Source organism: Flammeovirga sp. EKP202 (assembly GCF_014534745.1).
Classification (GTDB): domain Bacteria; phylum Bacteroidota; class Bacteroidia; order Cytophagales; family Flammeovirgaceae; genus Flammeovirga.
Window position 1 is genome coordinate 108,642 of sequence record NZ_JACVVP010000018.1, and the last position, 20,452, is coordinate 129,093.

Annotated in this window: 17 protein-coding genes; 9 read left to right on the forward strand and 8 right to left on the reverse strand. The window is 34.4% G+C overall.

Annotated elements, in window-relative coordinates:
• Positions 1–112: 112 nt before the first annotated feature.
• Positions 113–2,140 carry a glycoside hydrolase family 127 protein gene (locus IC221_RS12990; protein WP_188169376.1) on the reverse strand — a complete coding sequence of 676 codons (2,028 nt, stop codon included), beginning with the start codon at positions 2,138–2,140 and terminating at the stop codon, positions 113–115.
• Positions 2,141–3,489: 1,349 nt separating this feature from the next.
• Here IC221_RS12990 and IC221_RS12995 point away from each other — a divergent pair.
• The 7 genes from IC221_RS12995 (at position 3,490) to IC221_RS13025 (ending at position 10,710) form a co-directional block, all read left to right on the forward strand.
• Positions 3,490–3,801, forward strand: a complete 312-nt coding sequence (locus IC221_RS12995) for a hypothetical protein (RefSeq protein WP_188169377.1) — start codon at positions 3,490–3,492, stop codon at positions 3,799–3,801.
• A 61-nt stretch (positions 3,802–3,862) separates the two neighbouring features.
• Positions 3,863–4,174, forward strand: a complete 312-nt coding sequence (locus IC221_RS13000) for a hypothetical protein (RefSeq protein WP_188169378.1) — start codon at positions 3,863–3,865, stop codon at positions 4,172–4,174.
• A gap of 65 nt (positions 4,175–4,239) precedes the next feature.
• Positions 4,240–4,548 carry a hypothetical protein gene (locus IC221_RS13005; RefSeq protein ID WP_188169379.1) on the forward strand — a complete coding sequence of 103 codons (309 nt, stop codon included), beginning with the start codon at positions 4,240–4,242 and terminating at the stop codon, positions 4,546–4,548.
• 103 nt (positions 4,549–4,651) lie between these two features.
• Positions 4,652–5,305 (forward strand): YiiX/YebB-like N1pC/P60 family cysteine hydrolase, encoded by a 654-nt coding sequence (locus tag IC221_RS13010; protein WP_188169380.1) that lies wholly within the window; start codon positions 4,652–4,654, stop codon positions 5,303–5,305.
• Positions 5,306–5,317: 12 nt separating this feature from the next.
• The gene (locus IC221_RS13015) at positions 5,318–6,286 is read left to right on the forward strand and encodes an oxidoreductase family protein (RefSeq protein ID WP_188169381.1); all 969 of its coding nucleotides are present in this window, start codon (positions 5,318–5,320) and stop codon (positions 6,284–6,286) included.
• Between the two features lies 1 nt (position 6,287).
• On the forward strand, positions 6,288–7,157 hold the full coding sequence (locus IC221_RS13020) for a 3'(2'),5'-bisphosphate nucleotidase CysQ (protein ID WP_188169382.1): 870 nt from the start codon (positions 6,288–6,290) through the stop codon (positions 7,155–7,157).
• Positions 7,158–7,494: 337 nt separating this feature from the next.
• The gene (locus IC221_RS13025) at positions 7,495–10,710 is read left to right on the forward strand and encodes a carboxypeptidase regulatory-like domain-containing protein (protein WP_188169383.1); all 3,216 of its coding nucleotides are present in this window, start codon (positions 7,495–7,497) and stop codon (positions 10,708–10,710) included.
• Positions 10,711–10,865: 155 nt separating this feature from the next.
• On the opposite strand, the gene IC221_RS13030 is transcribed toward IC221_RS13025, so the two are convergent.
• On the reverse strand, positions 10,866–11,462 hold the full coding sequence (locus tag IC221_RS13030) for an SRPBCC family protein (protein ID WP_188169384.1): 597 nt from the start codon (positions 11,460–11,462) through the stop codon (positions 10,866–10,868).
• A 234-nt stretch (positions 11,463–11,696) separates the two neighbouring features.
• Between IC221_RS13030 and IC221_RS13035 the strand changes: the two genes are divergently transcribed.
• Positions 11,697–11,981: a hypothetical protein gene (locus tag IC221_RS13035; RefSeq protein WP_188169385.1), complete on the forward strand. Its 285-nt coding sequence runs from the start codon at positions 11,697–11,699 to the stop codon at positions 11,979–11,981.
• Positions 11,982–12,238: 257 nt separating this feature from the next.
• Here IC221_RS13035 and IC221_RS13040 read toward each other — a convergent pair whose 3' ends face one another.
• The 6 genes from IC221_RS13040 to IC221_RS13065 all read right to left on the reverse strand — a co-directional run bounded on the left by IC221_RS13040 (position 12,239) and on the right by IC221_RS13065 (position 19,566).
• Positions 12,239–12,652, reverse strand: a complete 414-nt coding sequence (locus tag IC221_RS13040) for a hypothetical protein (protein ID WP_188169386.1) — start codon at positions 12,650–12,652, stop codon at positions 12,239–12,241.
• A 69-nt stretch (positions 12,653–12,721) separates the two neighbouring features.
• Complete coding sequence (locus IC221_RS13045; protein ID WP_188169387.1) at positions 12,722–13,717, reverse strand: DNA-directed RNA polymerase subunit alpha; 996 nt, start codon at positions 13,715–13,717, stop codon at positions 12,722–12,724.
• Between the two features lie 246 nt (positions 13,718–13,963).
• Complete coding sequence (locus tag IC221_RS13050; protein ID WP_188169388.1) at positions 13,964–17,182, reverse strand: response regulator; 3,219 nt, start codon at positions 17,180–17,182, stop codon at positions 13,964–13,966.
• A 3-nt stretch (positions 17,183–17,185) separates the two neighbouring features.
• Positions 17,186–17,728, reverse strand: coding sequence for a heme NO-binding domain-containing protein (locus IC221_RS13055; RefSeq protein WP_188169389.1), 543 nt, complete (start codon positions 17,726–17,728; stop codon positions 17,186–17,188).
• Between the two features lie 130 nt (positions 17,729–17,858).
• Complete coding sequence (locus IC221_RS13060; RefSeq protein WP_188169390.1) at positions 17,859–18,845, reverse strand: electron transporter RnfD; 987 nt, start codon at positions 18,843–18,845, stop codon at positions 17,859–17,861.
• A 58-nt stretch (positions 18,846–18,903) separates the two neighbouring features.
• Positions 18,904–19,566 (reverse strand): hypothetical protein, encoded by a 663-nt coding sequence (locus tag IC221_RS13065; RefSeq protein WP_188169391.1) that lies wholly within the window; start codon positions 19,564–19,566, stop codon positions 18,904–18,906.
• Positions 19,567–19,945: 379 nt separating this feature from the next.
• On the opposite strand from IC221_RS13065, the gene IC221_RS13070 reads away from it, so the two are divergent.
• Positions 19,946–20,320: a hypothetical protein gene (locus IC221_RS13070; protein ID WP_188169392.1), complete on the forward strand. Its 375-nt coding sequence runs from the start codon at positions 19,946–19,948 to the stop codon at positions 20,318–20,320.
• Positions 20,321–20,452 lie beyond the last annotated feature (132 nt).

Sequence of the window (20,452 nt, forward strand, 5' to 3'; positions counted from 1 at the left end):
CAGTTTTAAAAACCAATTGGGGTTTAAAAAACTGCCACAAGAGTGGCAGTTCTTTCACACTATTCTTATTAAAGCAGTTGCCCAAGTAAAAGGCCAACTTGCATGTTACTGTTTATAAGTCGTTCCACACCACAGGCATAAAGACCGTCATTTCAGCATCTCCTCTGTTGCTCCAAGCAAAGTAAGGTACCAATTTGGTCTTGTATGGCTTAAAAACTGGTTTGTCAACTGTATTGTACATTTTATTGTCCGATTGATTCGTTCTTAACAGCAATGTAGTTTCGATCGTAGTCACACCCCCTAATAAATCTTTATCGTAAGAAGCCAATAATGGTGCATTTCCTTGTATATATACATCTAGGATTCCTGCATCTTTTGGAATGTCAGGCGTTTCCATACAGTACACTACAGGACCTCTTTTAATAGCCACTTGATTTCTTGCTTCTTCAATTCTTGGATGCCCTTCCACTAAAGTTGCTTTCATAGGCATGTCAATAGAGATGATATCTCCTTTTTTCCACTTTCTATTGATGGTCGCGAAATTACCGGGAGTCACTTGAGCATTTACAGTCTCATTGTTCACCTTCACGGTTGTTCCATTTGCCCAATCTGGAATTCTGACCATAATATCAAAGGCCTCTTTCTTACATTTCTCTACAGAAATATTCACCAAACCTTCCCAAGGGTAATTCGTCACCTGATTCAATATTAAAGCAGAACCATCTTCTAGTTTTGTATCTAAACGATTTCCTCCATAAAGGTTAATTGCAATACCGTTATTGGATAAACTATATGCCCAATTTGAAGATTTTGCAATCGTTCTCACTAAGTTTGGAGGACAACAGAAGCATTCTAAGTAAGGTAAACGGTGAGGAGTCTCTGTATTATGTTGTGAATAATCACGTGAGCCATGTACCATTCTTAAAGGGTTACTATAGAAATAATCTTTTCCTTCAATAGAGATACCTGAAAGTGCGGAATTATAAAGTACCAATTCCATTACATCAGCATATTTAGACTCACCATGTAAACCCAGCATTCTGTAAGAGAACATTGAGTTACAAACATTGGCACATGTTTCATTGTAGGCTGTCATGTTTGGCATCATGTATCCATCAATAAAACCTTCTTCAATTTTATCTCTATGCGATGAGGCACCATAGTGGGCCTGTCCTACAGCACCTGTAACGTACATCTTCTGTTCCGTTACATTTTCCCAAAGTTTATCTAAAGCATCAACCAAGGCCTGTTCTCCTGTCTCTGCTGCAACGTCTGCTGCTCCTGCATAATAATAAAGTGCTAAAACAGCATGACCAACCACTTCTGATGATTTTCTTAGAGGCGTTCTCTCCTGCACCATATCACCAATTGGGTACCCCTCAGTGGTTGAATGATCTACAACTTTATACTTTCCTCTATTATTAATAAATACCTCTGCTAGATTTAGGTAACGCTTATCTTTCGTTGTTCTGTACAGCTCCACCAATCCCATGATCTGTGTTTGGTTAAAACCAAAACGACCATATTGTTTTGTTTCAGGACTGAAGATCGAATACAATAAATCCGCATGCTTGATTGCAATATCCAAGAAGTTACGCTGACCTGTAATACGATGATGAATACATGCTGATGTCAACAAGTGACCTGAGTTGTACATTTCATGGTATTTACGATTCTCATAACGATCCACTGCATCTGTCAACTGCACAAAAGTCTGAAGGTATCCATCCTCTTCTTGAGCTTTTGAAATGATTTCGATATAACCGTCAATCTCTTCTAAAATACTTTGATCTCCATTTTGAGCATAAACATACATTGCAGCTTCCATCCACTTATAGAAGTCTCCATCATGCCAACGCATTCCTTTATGTTTACCTTCTTTCATGCCTGCAGCAATCTTGAAGTTATTTAATGCATGTCCAACATCACCCGTTAATACTTCTCCCATGTAAGGCACCATTGAGTGCTCTGCTACATGAAACTTATTGGCCCAAAAACCTTCGGTCCACTTACAATCTCCTATATTGATGCTTTTCAGTTTTACATTAGGTGTATTCTCTTGCCCTAAAATCCCTTTATCTTGTGCAACAGACCACTGCGAAAGTAATGCTGCACAAGCCACTGCTATTAGTTTTTTCATTTCTATTTCATTTTTACTGTTTCTTGAATTGCATTTTGATATGGATCACTCATTTTCATTTAAGATGAATAAATACATTGCCTATTACACTCAAGAAGTTAGTTCTATTAAAAAAATTCAGTTCGTAATCAACAGTTACAAAACTATGGCAGAGGGTATCTTGAGGGGTTGTTTTCCATTAAAATAATGTTTCAATCCGTACACAAAGCAACATTTTGAATCAAGCAATACTTAGAGCAACAATTGAAAGAACACTAACACATTGATTAGTTGATATTTTACATCAAGTCAACCCTTATTTACTTTCTTATGTGACTATAAGTAAATAGGACGCTAAGAACATTGTTGACTAAATTACAATTAACTTTCAACCCATATTTCTACTAAATTTAATAAGGTCTACTTTCAAGCTTCCTTATTTTTCATTTTTCTATTGATGAAAAACGAAGCAAAAAACCTAGGCTTAGAAGGCAAAAGCTAAATTCCATTTCTCTCGCCTAAATGATTTTAACGGCTCAATCCATGAAATTCTTCACGCTTTTCCCTTCAAGGCCGGAGAGAAGGAGTACTAATAAACTAAAATGATAGAAAGCCTACTGGCGCGGATGTTAAGCATAAGCGTTATTCGTGTCCCACTGATCATCAGAAATCTCCTGATTTCTAAACACCATAAATATTCGAAAACTTAGATTAGAATAGAGACACTCTTCTTCTCTCCTGGTAATTCACCTCACGACTCCTTTCAAGACTGAATTAAGAGCTATCAAACTAAAAGAACTCATTGGTAGGGATATCATTTGTGTTCTATCTCTCAATAGAAACCTCATGACTTTTAAATGCCATTAGATTTCGAACACTTAAATCAATAATGATATTTTTGGAAAAATAATAGGCTAAATAACATGTTTTGAAATTATCTTTAATATGTACAAATGTAAAATCACAAAACATTTCATTCAAAATACAGGGAATTACTATTTTTCACATAAAGAATAATGGCTGAAACTTATCTCTTAACACTATTGTTATTTACTAAAAGTGTATTTTTAACACATTTTTATGAAAATCGACATAAATTAATTGGTAATCTCACTTAAACCGAATAGTTAAAAATCATTAAAGTCAATTTGTGAAAATTATATAAATATACCCTAATAGGGTCAAAAACATTACTAACACGTTGCACTCATTGACCTACATCACCAAAACAAACACACTTAAATCACTATATTTGAATAAATAAAATTATTAAATATCATTAAGAATTAGAGGGTAACCAAAGCCGGAATTAACAGTATATATAACCATAACAATAACATATCAATCACACAATAAACATTATAATACTTATGTCATTTACAAAAAAAATTATCGGTTCAGTTTTATTAATTGCAAGCTTTTCTATTTCTTCATTTGCAACTAATAATCCAATTATAGAAAAAAATAATATTCGTAAAAATTATAAAACTTCAACTGTAACAACAGCAAATATTCAAACGAATAGTGATGTACAAGTTACAGCGAAGAAACGTAAAGGTGCTTACCACATTCAAAATAAAGCAGGTGTAAACACTTTAGCGGAAGCAAATAAGGTAGAAGCAGGGAAACAACTGGAAAGAGGAACAAACGGTGTTTACCCTTACCAAAAATGGGCGAAATAATAATTGCTCATAATTACAATACACTTTACATATCAATCACACAATAAACATTATAATACTTATGTCATTTACAAAAAAATTCATCGGAACTTTATTATTAGCTACAAGTTTTTCAGTTGTTTCATTTGCCAATGACAACCCTATTAAAGAGAAAAATAATATTCGTAAAAATTATAAAACTACGACTGTAACAACAGCAAATATTCAAACAAATAGTGATATGCAAGTTACAGCCAAAAAACGTAAAGGTGCTTACCACATACAAAACAAAGCAGGAGTTAACACTTTAGCTGAAGCCAATCAAGTAGAGGCAGGGAAACAACTGGAAAGAGGAACAAACGGTGTTTACCCTTACCAAAAGTGGGCAAAATAATAACTGCTTCACATATATAAAACCATAACAATTACATATCAATCACACATTAAACATTAATACTTATGTCATTAACAAAAAAATTCATCGGCGCTGTTTTATTAGTTGCAAGCTTTTCTGTAGCATCATTTGCAGATAATCCAATTAAAAACAAAAATCAGCTGCGTAAAGGCTATAAGACTACGACTGTTCAAAAGGCACGTATTCAAACAAATAGCGACGTGAAAGTAACAGCTAAAAAACGTAAGGGTGCTTACCACATTCAAAACAAAGCGGGTGTCAATACTTTGGCAGAAGCCAACAAAGTGGAAGCAGGAAAACAACTGGAAAGAGGAACAAACGGTGTTTACCCTTACCAAAAGTGGACAAAATAAAACTTAACAAGTTTATATATTTGAGCATCTATCTGAAAAGGTAGATGCTTTTTTGTTATATAGCCATGAATTTATTCTTTTTGCAAAAAAATATTCAAGAACCATGATCAGACATTTCTTCTCCATCATTGTTTTGGTGGCATTTTTTTCTTGTACCGCTGAAAAAGATCCTCTAAATATTGCTCATCTACAAGAAGGTGATATCCTATTTCAAGACGTTGATTGTGGTCCTTTTTGTGATGCTATCAACAAAGTAACTTCTGGGGTGAATGGAAAAAACTTCTCTCATTGTGCCATAGTGGCTCAAGAGGGTGATTCTCTCTTTATTATTGAGGCTGTTGGAAAAGGTGTTGTTAAAACTTCTTTTGACGATTTTTTTGCAAAACAAACTGGAGAAGGAGGAACATTGGTTGGAAGAATGAAAGCAGAGTATAGTGATCTTGCACCAAAAGCCGCTAAAAATGCCTTCCAGTACCTTGGGAAATCATATGATGAAGTTTTTGATATCAAAAACGACAAGTATTATTGCTCTGAATTGATTTATGAGACTTACAAAGAGGCAAATAATGATCAAGAGGTTTTTAAACTCTACCCTATGACTTATAAAGATCCTGACACCAATGAGTTCTTTCCTATATGGGTAGACTACTTTAAAACTTTGGAGTATGAAATACCGGAAGGTAAAGCAGGACTAAACCCAGGGGGTGTTTCGAAATCTGAATTTTTAGACATTTACGAAATCAACCTTCTAAATTAACACAACAACCTTATGGATTTACTATCAAAAATTAAAGCACTTATTCATGCTACTCATATTGAAGAAGTGGAAATGATTCAACAGCTTTGGAGTGGCTATGGAAGTATTAAAAGATACAGTGTAGAAGGATGTGAAATGAAAAGTGTTGTGGTGAAACATGTACAACTATCTTCACAAAAAAATCATCCAAGAGGTTGGAACACGAACCTTTCTCACCTTAGGAAAGTAAAGTCTTATGAAGTTGAGACTTATTGGTATCAGCACTATAGTCATTTATGTGATGATAACATGACTATTCCTAAATGTCTCGCTTTTGATGAGTTCAATGGTGATGTATTGATCATTATGGAAGACTTGGATCAAATTGGTTTTCCGGAAAGGTTACATCAGGTAGGTTGGACGGAGATTAATGCATGCTTAAAATGGTTAGCTTATTTTCATGCAAAATTCTTGAATCATCAAACCGAAGGACTTTGGGAAATTGGGACTTATTGGCACCTTGATACAAGGCCCGATGAATTGGAGGCATTAGAAGATCTGCCTTTAAAAAATACAGCCGAAAAAATAGACCAAACTCTAAATCAAGCGAAATATAAAACCATTGTTCATGGTGATGCCAAACTCGCTAATTTCTGCTTTTCCGCAGACGGAAAGAATGTTTCAGCCATTGATTTTCAATATATTGGAGGAGGAGTTGGAATGAAGGATCTAATTTACTTTATTGGTAGTTGTATGTCTGAAGAAGAGTGTGAAAAGTACGAGGCAGATTTTCTAGACATCTACTTTTCAAATTTAAAAGAGGGAATAACTCTCTACCATCCCGAACTTGATCCATCTGAAGTCATAAAGGAATGGAAAGGTTTATTCAAAGTGGCTTGGACCGACTTTCACCGTTTTCTTAAAGGTTGGAGCCCCGGACATTGGAAAATCAACTCATACAGCGAAAAATTATCCCAATCCGTAATTCAACAACTGCAATAAAATGGGACTCTCAGAAAAAACTTACAATTTACTTCTTCAAAAAGGTATTGAAGCGGCAATAGAAGCAGGAAAGCTAATTCTTAATTTTGACAGAAAAGCTCTGAAAGTAGAGAAAAAAGATGAATTTCAAAGTTACGCTACTCAAGTAGTAACAGAAGTTGATTTTCAGAGCCAGGAGAAAATTTTAGAAATACTTACCCCAACGATCTTAAAATACGATCTTGGTTTGCTTACTGAAGAAAGCCAAGACAATGAAAGTAGATTAAAAAAAGATTTTTTCTGGTGCATTGACCCTATGGATGGTACCTTATCCTATATAGAAGGTAATGATGGGTTTTCGGTTTCTATTGCTTTAGTCAATAAAGCTGGAAAAAGTATAATGGGTATTATTTACAACCCCAAAACCGACAATCTATATTATAATTCCTACGACAATAAACTATACAAAAACAACAAACCATTTCAGATTCCTATTCGAGATCATGAACTCACCTTTGTATTCGACAAAGGATTCCTAAAGCACAAAAATTTTGATACCGTATTAGGCTACTTTGAAAAACTCAATTATCCAAAACCAACGATTGTAGCACATGGAGGTGCTTGTATGAACGCCATTTGGGTATTGGAATCCAAAAGTAGAGCAGCCTACTTCAAATTACCGAAGAAAACAAAAGGAGGTGGAAGTCTTTGGGATTTTGCCGCTTCAAGTGCTTTATTCAATCGTAAAAAACTATTTGTTTCTGACATTAAAGGGATGCGACTGAATATGAATAAAACTTCTTCTTATTTCAATCAAGAAGGAATCATCTATACGAATGACCCTACACTTATGAATGATATTATTCTTCTTCATGAGATACTTAGTCATTAATAATAAACTTTAGAGTATCCCCTCTTTCCACCCAATAACAACGCTAATTACGATTTTCAAACCTCTGATAATGTTAAAATTACACTTTTTAATTTTGTTAATTTATCATAAATCAAATTGAAATACTGAATTAATATTCATTAAATAAAAAACATCCGTTAACAGTAACATTACACACGACGCTTTATACTATTAATATTTTAATAATTATTTGATGTAAAATTACAATTTTCGTAAAAACATCATTCAACTGTATAATTTTCAACCCTAGTTTATCATAGCGTGAGCGCTTAATTTCGGCCCAACAATTTTAACTTCTTTTTTCTTTATTCTTAAAATGAAAGTTTTTTTACATCTACTATTCGCTGTACTTATTAGTAGTACAACTTTACTTGCACAAACCACAACATCTTCTATTGGAGGTTTAATCTCTGACGACAATGGAGAAACACTCATTGGTGCTACAATTCAAGCTTTGCATACACCATCTGGTACAAACTACGGGATTACAACTCGTGCAGATGGTCGCTACTTTATCCCTGATATGCGTGTTGGCGGCCCATACAAAGTTACAGTTTCTTACGTGGGCTATGCACCAACCGTTTACAACGATGTTCAGTTATCATTAGGTAAAACCTTTAGACTTGATGTGGTTTTAAAGCCGGAAGCAGAAACATTAGAGGAAATCGAAATTACTGCGACACAAGGCCTTGCTAATTCTGAAGCAACAGGTGCCATGACAAACATCAACGAGACCACGCTTAGGGTAATGCCTACAATAAGTAGATCAGCTCAAGATTTTACTCGTCTGACGCCTCAATCTGATGGAAACAGTTTCGGTGGTAGAAACAACCTCTACAACAACTTTTCATTAGATGGGTCTATCTTCAACAACTCATTTGGTCTAGATGCTGCTACTCCTGGTGGACAAACCAATTCGCAACCTGTTTCATTAGATGCAATTGAGCAAGTTCAAGTCTCATTAGCGCCATATGATGTTCGTCAAAGTGGTTTTACCGGTGCTGGTGTAAATGCGGTGACAAAATCGGGTACTAACGAATTTAAAGGTACTGCATATACCTACTTTAGAAATAACAGTATGATTGGTGACAAAGTAGATGGAAATGAAATTACTAATCCTGACCTTTCATACAATCAAAGTGGTTTTAGTATTGGAGGTCCCATTTTAAAGAATAAATTATTCTTCTTTGCAAATGCAGAATTCACAAGAAGATCTGACCCTGCAACAACTTATAGAGCAGCCAAGTCTGAGCAAGAAGCACAAGATGCTTTAGATGGTAACATAAGTGGTGTTTCTAGAGTATTAGAACAAGATTTGATAGATGTAAGTAACATGCTAAGAGATCAGTATGGTTATGAAACTGGTCCTTTCCAAGATTACAACCTCGACACTTACAATGATAAGTTTTTGGCTAAAATTGATTGGAATATTAATGAGTCACATACCTTCTCATTCCGTTATAATCATATGACTTCTTGGAGAGATAATTTACCTCACCCAATTGCCATTGCCCCTTCTTCTCGTGTGCCGTCTGTAAATACTATGCAATATCAAAATGCTGGTTATAGAATCCATAACAATTTTGATTCATTTATGGCAGAATTAAATAGCCGTTTTGGTAATCAGTATTCAAATAAAGTACAAATTGGTTTTACAGCTTTCAAAGACGAAAGAACGTTACCCAATGCGATGCCTTTCCCAATGGTTGACCTTACAAAAGGAGGCACAACCTATGCTTCATTTGGTTCTGAACAGTTCTCTGTAGAAAACAAATTAGATCAAAACGTCTTCCAGTTTACAGATAACTTTACTATTTACAAGAATAATCACACGATCACTTTAGGTACTAATTTTGAATACTTCGGTTTCAAAAATGCCTTCAATTTACAACGCTATGGTTATCCATTCTTTGGAGGATATGAATATACTAATGCTACAGCTTTACAAGGTGATTTAGATACGTATTTTAGTGGTTTCGGTGGATATGATGGCTACAGAGATGCCGTTACTTCTGCACCTGTAAAATCTGTTGATGTTAATGTCGCTCAATTCTCATTATATGCTCAAGATGAATGGAATGTCAATGACAACTTTACATTGACATATGGCTTGAGAATGGACATGCCAATTTATCTGACTGATGTTCAACCAAACCAACAGATCGCTGATTTTGAAGGATGGAGAGATCAAGATGATCAAGCTGCTAGGGTAGATGTCACTCAACTTCCATCAAACAAACCAATGTGGTCTCCAAGAGTAGGTTTCAACTATAATGTAAATGGCGAAAACACTACTCAATTGAGAGGTGGTACTGGTCTTTTCACTGGTCGTATTCCATTTGTATGGATTTCCAACCAAGCTGCCAATTCACAATTTGACCCATTCTACACTTTCCAAATCAACGGAACTACTGAAGACTTCAGATTCCCTCAAGTTTGGAGAACAAACTTTGCCATTGACCATGAGTTACCTGGTGGTATTATCGGTACTTTTGAAGCAATCTATACAAAAGACATGCACGCTGTTCAACATGTTAACTACAATATGGTGACCAACCGTGAAAGAGCGACAGGCGCCGACAACAGAGAAATCTATCCTACTTCAGGTCCTCGTATCAAACCATTATGGGATAATGATGTAAGTGGTCCAGAAAGTTCATTTTTAGATGCAGGTATGATCATGTTGGATAACACTGATAAAGGTTATCAGTACAGCCTTACTGCTCAATTGAAAAAACAATTCAAATCAGGTCTTTCATTAATGGCCGCTTATACTTTCTCTGAAGCAAAAGATGTAACGTCTAACCCTGGTGAGATTGCAGCAGATGCTTACCAAAGAAATGCAGTAGTCGGTAATCCTAATACACCTGGTTTGGCGTTCTCTCAATTTGGTTTAAAACATAGAATCATCGGTTCATTAGCCTACGCTATTAACTATGGACGTAAGAAGAACTTCGGAACTTCAATTGCTTTCTTTATGGAGGCTGCTCAAGGCAATAGATTCTCGTATACGTATGCTGGTGATATGAATAGAGATGGAATCGTTGGTAACGATCTTATCTACATCCCTGCAGATGCTTCTGAAATCAAACTAGTCAACATTGTTGATGGTAATGGAAATGTAGTGAAGTCAGCAGAACAACAATGGACAGAATTAGAAGCATATATTAATCAAGATGATTATTTAAGTAGCCGTAAAGGTCAATATGCCGAAAGAAATGGTGGTATCTCTCCTTGGTATACTCAAATTGACATGAAGATTCTTCAGGATTTTAATATCATGGCAGGTGGAAAGAAAAACACTCTTCAAGTCTCTTTTGATATTCAGAACTTAGGTAACTTAATTAGCTCTTCTTGGGGTGTACGTCAAAATGTGGCAAACGATAGATTTATCGACTTCATCGGCTATGACTCAGGTGATGCTAACTTACCTACCTATCAGTTCTCTGGTGGTAATACATCCTTTGTCAACAATACTTCATTAGATTCTAGATGGAGAATGCAAATTGGTTTAAGATATATCTTTAACTAAAAAAATGAATTACTCATCACAAAATAATTGTTGAGTAATTCATTAAATAAATATTAGAATTAGAAAATCAGAATTTAAAAACCCCATATGCATTACATATGGGGTTTTGATTTGATAATGAATAAATACTACTGTTCAATCTTTATATGTTTATGTTATAAACTACTGACATCGTACTTTTGTTTTAAATGTTCGATGTTTTTATGGTTCACATTTTCGCCCGTAAGCACGTAATGCTGAATACCCACCAAGTAGTCTTTCAAATCATCTTTCATAAATGGTCTCATCACATCTCCCAAGAAGAATGGGGTTGTTTCATATTGAAATGAAAAAATGAGCTCACATGTATTTGCATCCTTCGGTATCAGCTTATATTCTGCAAAGGATTCATTTTCTTTTAATGGTGTACCATGAACATGAAATACTTTCACTCTAAATGAATAATCGTCTGGTTGAAAATCAACTTGCTTTTCATGAATATATGATGTCCCTTCGTGGTTAAAATTACATACTCTCTCTGCTCCTTCTCCTGATTTTTCAGTACCATTGATCAAAGAAGAGCTTACAATGTTCGGGTTCGTTTTTGCTATTCCTCCAAAATCTTCTCCTACAACTGCCCATACTTTATCTACCCTTGCAGGAATATATTGTCTAATTGTAATTTTATTTGTGCGCTGTCTCGTAAAAATAAATGATGTCAGACCAGTAAGAATAATAATCGATGCGATAAATAATAGATATTTCTTCTTCATGATTTCGATGTTTTTAGATTAATTCAATTTCCTAATACAAATATCAATTTATCTAAAAAAATACAGTTGGCAATTTAGCCTAAACAGTTGGTCAAATAGCCCAAACCGTTAAACAAAACAACTTCACAATACAGCAACAACAATTCAACTCACTGTTTACCAATCATTAAGAGAATAAAATTGGATGTTAGTTTAACATTAACCATATTTATATAAACCTAATTTTTGTACGTCATGAAAAGCATAAAAGATTACATACTAAATTTTATTATTGGTGTATTTCCCTTTTTAGCATTAGCTTATCACCTCTTTTTCGTGCATCAAGCATATAAGATAAAAGGGTTACTCGTTGCAGCATTCTCATTTTTCACACCTCTTCTTAGTGATACGTTCTGGTTTTTCTATACCATGCAACTCAATGGCTTCAGATTAAGCCACACCATAGGAATTGTAGGGATATTCGCTGGAATTCTTTGGTATTACTGGGGGAAAGATGAAGTTCCTCAACATCATTCATAATAATACAAAGTATTGAAATGAAACAACAAACCCTCAGAAGCAATTAAAAACTTCTGAGGGTTTATTTATAAGTACCAAGACAAAATTATATACTACTAATTCTATTTATTGTTTTGCGATTACTTCCTTCAAAAAACTTTCAATAGAACCACTATTAATGCGTTTTTTAGCGTTGTACTCACAAAAAATAAATTAGAATTAACTATGATTTATTTTTGGCTTAGTACTTATCATCAATACGATGCATTCAAAAGACACTACAACTTGTCGATAATGTTCTCCATTAATAACAATTGTAGTTCTTGTACTTCTTTTCTATTGTACTCTTTGATTGCAATTGATATGGTCTCTCCATTTTTCAATTTAATCAAAAGTGTATCTTTCTGGAGAATACAAGAATTGAGCGTATTAAACCTTAGTTTTAAGCCTTTATTATTCCCCAGTTTTAAGAAAATCTGCTTTGTATTCCACTCCACATAATTCTTAAACCACCAAACTCTACTTTGGTACGCTAATAAAATAACAAAGCCTCCTACGATAAAAGTATTTTCAAGAAATTCAGAAATCCCAAAGTTCTCTGAAAAACTCCCAATTGCAACCAATAAAAAACTTATAGTTAATACAATTTTTTCCACAAAAGGTGGAATATGATAGATCCTAATTTTCTTCATCCTCTAAAAATAAAAAAAGCTGACAAGTTATGCACTCATCAGCTTCATATATTATAATAAGATTATTTCTTACTTCTCACCTAAACGGTATTTAGAAACATCCATACCGAAAGTTAAATCTCTTTCAGATAATAATTCTTCAAGTTCTGTAAGTGTTTTCTTACCGAAGTTTCTGAATTTCATCAAGTCACGGATTTCTAAAGATACCAAATCACCAAGTGTCTTCACTTCACCAGCTTTTAAACTGTTGTAAGCACGAACTGATAATTCAAGATCAGCAATAGAAGTCTCAAGAATAGCACGTCTCTTGATTTCTGCTGGATCTAATTCCACTTCGCTCTCTCTCTTATGGATTTCGAACGTAATGTCCTTATCAGTGATTTGAGCAAAATGTTGGATTAAGATATTAGCACCACCTTGTAAAGCTTCTTGAGGGTCAATAGAACCGTCAGTTTCAATAGTGATAGTTAATTTCTCATAGTCAGTACGTTGCTCCACACGAGTGTTCTCCACATGGTATTCTACGTTTTTGATTGGAGTGAATACCGCATCGATAGCAATAACACCTACACCTTCAGTAGACTCAGGAAGTTTTTGCTCTTTTGCTTCAACGTAACCTCTACCACTTTGGATAGTTAATTCCATCTTAAGGCTTGCGTTCTCAAGGTTACAGATCACTAAATCTGGATTCAAGATGGTAAAGTCCTCCGTATATTGTGCAATATCACCTGCAGTAAATTGGTTTTTACCGCTAAAATCAATGCTGATTTTTTGAGATGGCTCCTCTGCGAAACGCTTGAAACGTACTTGCTTAAGGTTAAGTACAACTTCAGCAACTTCTTCGATAATACCACTAATCTTAGATGATTCTTGTACGACATTTGGGAACTTAACGCCCGTAATCGCATATCCTTCAAGAGATGAAAGTAGTACTCTTCTGAAAGAGTTTCCAATCGTTGCTCCGAAACCTCTTTCTAATGGTTTAAATTCAAAAAGACCTTTATTATCATTATCGGTCTTCTCCATTACTACTTTATCTGGCTTTTGGAAAGATAGTACTGACATATTTATTTTTCTACTTTGAAATTATATTCCTGTTCAAAACTAATTCTAAACGAACTATTTTTTTCACTTTTGGATGAAGTGAAAAAGCCTAATCAAGAAAATGATTATAGTCAATTCTCAATTAGCCCACAAATTACTAAAATAGCGAGTACAAAAAAAAGCTTTTTCCTTACCTTTTTTCAGAATAATGTTGAATCTTTAAATTTATTTGGCTTTGAGGTGAAAAAGAAGGCCTTCTTCAAGGCCTTAAAGGTATTTCATAATAGATTTTTGCAATTCTTCTTGACCATAAGGTTTAGGAATACAGCCGTTCATTCCTGCCTTAAAATATTTTTTTACAAGATCAGGTTGTGAATTGGCTGTTATGGCAATAATTGGCTTTTGTATGTTCAGATCATTACGGATAATTTCAGTAGCTTCTACCCCATCCATTTCGGGCATTTGAATATCCATTAAAATTAAATCATAATTATTGACCTTGACCAAGTCTACTGCAATTTTACCATTTTCTGCTTCATCAATTTCCAGATCCCATTGCTCCAAAATCCCTCTTAATAGTAGTATATTAAAAGGATTATCCTCTACTATCAGTACTTTCTTTTGATTATTTTCAAGCGGCTCTGGCTCTGCTTCTTTTGATATCAACTTGTCATTGGTCAAAAACTTCTTGATGGTCATTTCAAACTCATCAAGATCAAATGGCTTCGCTACGCAAGCATTCATACCACTCATTCGATAGAGTTTTTGATCATCAGCTCCTGAATTGGCTGTTAAAGCAATGATTGGTAAATTTTCATCAAATTTTTGTCGGATCAGTTTCGTGGCTTCTATTCCATCCATTACGGGCATTTGAATGTCCATCAGTACAATATCAAAAGTATGTTCCTCGAACTTTTCTACTGCCTCTTTTCCATTTTCAGCTGTAACGATTTCCATCCCCCAACCCTCTAAAATATTGACAACGAGAAGCTGGTTAAACATGTTATCTTCTACTACAAGTACCTTCTTTCCTTGCCACCCTTCCTTTGGTTTTTGAATGATATTTTCATCCTCATTGTTGAGTGAAAATACATCGTGTATGATTTTCTTAAGTTGTCCTACTTTAAATGGCTTAGGAATACAACCATTCATACCAACTTCTAAAAAGGTTTTTTCTATTTCTTCCGTTAAGTGAGCTGAAAAAGCAATGATAGGGATTGATTTTTCTTGATTCTTCCTAATTATTTTGGTCGTTTCAATGCCGTCCATTTTAGGCATTTTTATATCCATCAAAATAAGGTCAAAATCCACTTTCTCAATCTCTTCTAATGCTTGGTAGCCATCATCTGATTTATGCACCTCTAAACCCCATTCTGTCAAGATTGATGTCACTAATAATTGGTTGAACTCATTATCCTCAACTACTAATATTCTCTTCCCTTTCCATGGTGATAAATCTACCTCATGTTCATCTACTACATCTTTATTAATCAGCAGTTTGTACAATTCATTTTGAAGGTCATCTTGTTGGAAAGGTTTCGTCACACAAGAATTCATACCGATCTGCTTATAATAGGCCAAATCGTCCTTCATGGCATTGGCCGTTAAAGCAATGATAGGAGTACCTATTTGGAGGGTATTTCTTATGTAATTGGTTGCTTCAATACCATCCATAACGGGCATCTGTATGTCCATCAGAATAATATCAAAAGTATGTGTTTTTAATATATTGATGGCTTCCTCACCATTGTTTACCATTTCAATCTGCAATTTCCATTGGTTCAATATATTTTCTGCCAATAGTTGATTGAATTGGTTATCCTCCACCACCAATACCTTAAATTCACTCCAGTCTACTTCTTCTGGTACATCCAATGCGGACTTATCACTTTCTACATCATCACACATTTCAAATGGTATATTGACTGTAAATGTAGAGCCTACACCCACTTCACTTTCCACTACAATCGTACCTCCCATCAATTCAACAAGGCTTCTACTAATTGTTAAGCCCAAGCCTGTCCCTCCAAACTTACGGGTAACCGAGGCGTCTGCCTGAGAAAAACCATCAAAAATTGACTCATGTTTTTCTTTCGGAATTCCCTCTCCTGTATCAATGACTTTAAAACAAACGAATTGTTTGTCATCTTCCACTTTATCCAACATCACCTCTAAACGAACTTCTCCTTTTGTTGTAAACTTAATCGCATTACTGACCAAATTGGTCAATACTTGATTCAATCTGTAAGGATCTCCAAGGATCGTTGGATGAACGTTATCGTCCCAAACATGCTTTAAAACAATATTCTTTTCAGTGGCTCTGATGGATAGTGACTTCACAAAAAGACTTATCTTCTCTTTTAAATCAAAATCGATAAACTCAATTTCAAGTTTTTCCGATTCAATTTTAGAGATATCTAATACATCATTAATCACTACTAGAAGGTTCTCAGCAGACGTTCTTATCGCCTCAATAAATTCGGTTTGTTTAGGAAGTAAAGGTGTTTTTATCAATAAGTTAGAAAGACCAATAATTGCATTCATTGGTGTTCTTAATTCGTGTGATGTATTGGCAATAAATCGCTCTTTGATTCTTGCCGATTCAAGTGCTTTTTGACGAGCATTTTCTAGTGTTTCTTCCATCTCTTTACGAAGTGAAATATCCACACCAACAGAAGTATAACCTTGTACTTCCCCATCTGCGTCTTGTATAGCAATGACGGTTTGCAGTAACCAAACTTTTTTACCCGTTTTACTAACTATACTAAATTCATAGACATCTTTATCAATTTTCTCCACCAGCTGCCTTCTAAACTTTCTCGTAATGTCAGCCCTTTGGTCGGATGAAATTAGGTTAAAGAACACTTTCCCATTGAGCTCTTCTTCTGAGTACCCCGTTATTTTCATAGAAGCAGGGTTCACATAGAGTAATTTCCCCTCTAAATCACAACGGCTGATCATCTCTGAAGCATTCTCAACAAGTCCTCTGTAAAGTGTTTCTTTCTTTTGAATATCTGTTTTCTGTGCTTTCAACCGAACGGTCATTTCCTTCAACTCGTTCAAGTTGATTTCATTCATTTTCAATAGTTGAATAGCATCAGGAGTAGGGTCATTTAATGCAAAATCCGTGAGAGCAAGTTTGTGTTTCACCAACTCATCAGTGGTATTCATCCAAGGAGAACCCAGAAAAATCAGTTGACTTTCCTCTTCCAATAAAATCAGTTGACCTCTGAGTACAAGTTCTCTTTCCTTGTTTTGAAATACGAAAACTTTTTTCAGTTGCGTACAAATAGCGTCAAACTCCATTTTAATACTCCAGGGCCTTGCCATTTTGAGTACCTCCTCTAAACTTTTATCTACAGAATTAGGGAAGAGCTTGTCTAAACTTTTCCCTACTGATATAATTTTTAAGTCCTTATCGACGATAAAATAAAATGGAGATATTAAATTAATATCTAAATCTGCTTTCCCTACTTTGATATCCATGAACTACCACTTAACTAAAAATTCATCGTATGGTAGACCATCTTTTCTACCTTGAATTAAATGCGTATTAACCTCAATATCAAAAGCTTCACCTAAACCTAAAATGAGACCATGAACAAAGTCTGTTAATCCTTCACGATGAGAAAAATATTTTAATTTCATCTCTTGTTCTCCAATATACTCTACGTCAAATTCTGGAGGTTGAATATTAGGGTAAAGCAGCATTACTCTACTGTGGAAATTAGGTAGGTTTACAAAAAATTCTCTAAGCGTTTCCCCCCCCGTTTCCATCAATGAACCATAGTGCTTTTTTGCTGTTGTTAAGACCCAATATTTACCAAAAGCAATGAGTACATCGCTTACAGAAATTCCTAAAACCTTTGAAGCTGCAATTGCTAAATCAAAGGTAATTTTATCATCATATATTTCATTTGTAGAAAACACATCATGATCTACGCCACTTTCTTCAAGTATAGTTTCCCATTTTTCTTCTCCGAAATTAGTAGTTACTAAACCTTCGATGGCTTTGTTTACGATACCGTACATTAGTGTGCTAAGTTTAAGGATTATAAATATATATAGAAAGTAAAAAAATAAATCGTTCAAAAAAAGTTACTGTGATATATTCTATAAATATCTTTTTAAAATCCTCTTATTATCTAACTTTTATTCAATGCTAAAGTAGATTATTTTTCTGCACAAATTGAATCAAAGTATCTGACATTGCTTGGTGCATTTCAACACTAGGATGAGCAGTTTTTGCAAGATAAGGCATTCTCAAAAAATGAATTTGTGAACTTTCCATTCTCTGAATTGCTTCTTGTACATAATCAGGCCAAGGGGAATCTTCTCTCACAATATCCATACAACCTAACGTACATATAATATTAGTGGATGGATACTTCGCTATAATTCTATTTAAAAAGGAAGTATAATTCTCAATAATAAATTCTTTATCGGGAACAATATTACCGATCCTCTTCCTGTAATTTTCATTGTCGTGGTACAAATACAACCACTTATCATTCTGCAATAAATTAACTACTAATAGATCGGGCGTTTTCTGATTAAAATCCCATTTTGAGGTGGTATCGTTTGGGTCTAATCGATCATATAATTCAGGCATGATCAGATCAAACCAACTTACCGTGATTCCAATTCCTGATTTTGCAATGCAAGACAGTTCTGCATCAAAATATTGAGCTGTCAATGCTGAAAATGCCTTGTAATTATTGGTATACAAAGGGTTATCTGCTCCTGTTGAATCTTCATTGGCGTACCCTACTGTAATTGAATTACCATAAAACTCAATCCACTTTTTCTTTGAAGGTGTTTTTTGGAGTATCCCATCTGTTTCGACTCCATAAAGCGTTGTTGTTCCTTTTGAAAAATCGTTCCTTCTGTGTATCCTAAATGTGTGTGCTTCGACTTGCTTACTTTCCCAAACTCTAATTGTAGCTTTTTCTACCGTTGGTTGGATGATTAACGATTGTTCTTCTCCATCTATAATAAAAGCATACTCACTTTCCCCTATATCATCACTCAACTTAAGGTCTAAAAATGACCCTTCCAATTGAAATGATACTGAGGTACCAGGCCAATAAAGCTCAACACTATCCCCTTTTAAACCTACTCGTCCTTCAAAAGTTAATTGTTCTATCATATTGTTGTTAGTTTGAGCACAACTTATTGTGGCAATCCCAATAAATAGTATAAAAAGTTTATGCATCATCGTCTTTATTAAAAACCCCCATTAAAAGCTGTTCTGTCACTTCAAGGTCTTCTTCATGAAAGATCAATTCTGCTTTCGATAAGGATTTGTGAATTTGCTGTAAATCTTCAAAATTAGCATTAGGAATATGTTTCGGGATCTTATATATCCTTTCGTCTTTCTTTTCAAAAGGACATTTTACTTTGGAGGTAAATAAATAAGGCAACAAAATCTTAGAACAACTGAATGCTATCTTCTCAATGTTATTCTCTTTGAAATACGTTTCCAACCTTTCATTAATATGTTCAAAAAAGTTCAACGTATTCGCTAACCTTACCCTTGATCCGGCCTTTGACTTCCCTCTAGTCTTTAAATACTTTATCTGACTTTTACCTTGTTTTTTTCGGACGGCATAAGTTGAAAATGTTTTATGATCTACAATTACTCCATTTTTTACTAATGCAACAGACGCACTCTCTGTTTGTATGATACAGATCACATACACAGATTCAACAGGCTTTAAATCCTGACTCCAATGCCATGGAAGTCTTAATATATAATGTGGTTCCGATGATAAATGTAGATTTTGTTTATCATCCAACTCCCTGTTACAATCAGGGAATTTTTCTAATAGCAATGCTATTTTATCTATCGGAATTGTTCTTTGTGGCATACTGACCTACTTTTATTTTAAGTAAAAATAAGAAGTTGACATTCAAAATATAGATTTCAAGCCTAAAATGATGTAGACGCGGAGTTAATTGACTGAATATGTTATTATAAATTCCTCTTTTACAGGCTAAGAGGATGTACCTTTTTCATCAAAAAGAAGAGCGTTTAACCCAAAATCAATAAAAATAAGCATTACACTTACATTATATGTAACCCTGATTTATTGTACTTTACGAATAAATTCAATGCATTTTCAATTTAGGTTACACTTAATTCATCTTTTTTCAATCCAAAATCTAAAAAACATTACAGCTTAGAATTATTATTTAACAGTCAGTGTTATTCAGGTACAACACCACTTAACAATTACAATAATTCTTATGAAAGCCTTATTCTCTTCAATAGCATTTTTCTCACTTTTATTCTCCTCCTCCATTGCCATGGCAAATGATGAATGGTTTATAAAAATCGAGAATATCATGCACTATGAGTTAGATGCTTTTCAAGCAAAAGACGTTTTGCAAGAGTGGGTAGGAATTCATGAAGAAAACAGAAAAACATATCTGTATTACCTTACTACAGAAACCTATTTCTGCGAGCTTGAATCAAGCATAAAAACTGCTGAAATTACGGGTTTGGATTATTCATGTGAAGAAGTGAATGTATTAATGAACATCAATCGAGATGCAGATCTACATTTCACTTTTAATAGGAAAACAGGTAAGGTAATTCATTGTAGAGCTATCAATAGATAATTATATATATACTTTTAATTTATACTTGACACATTTTCTAATCATTAACTACAAGTAAAACTTTAATATTACTAATACTACATTTATTGGTTTATAGACGTAAACCCACTGTTTCAATTAACAAGAGATAAT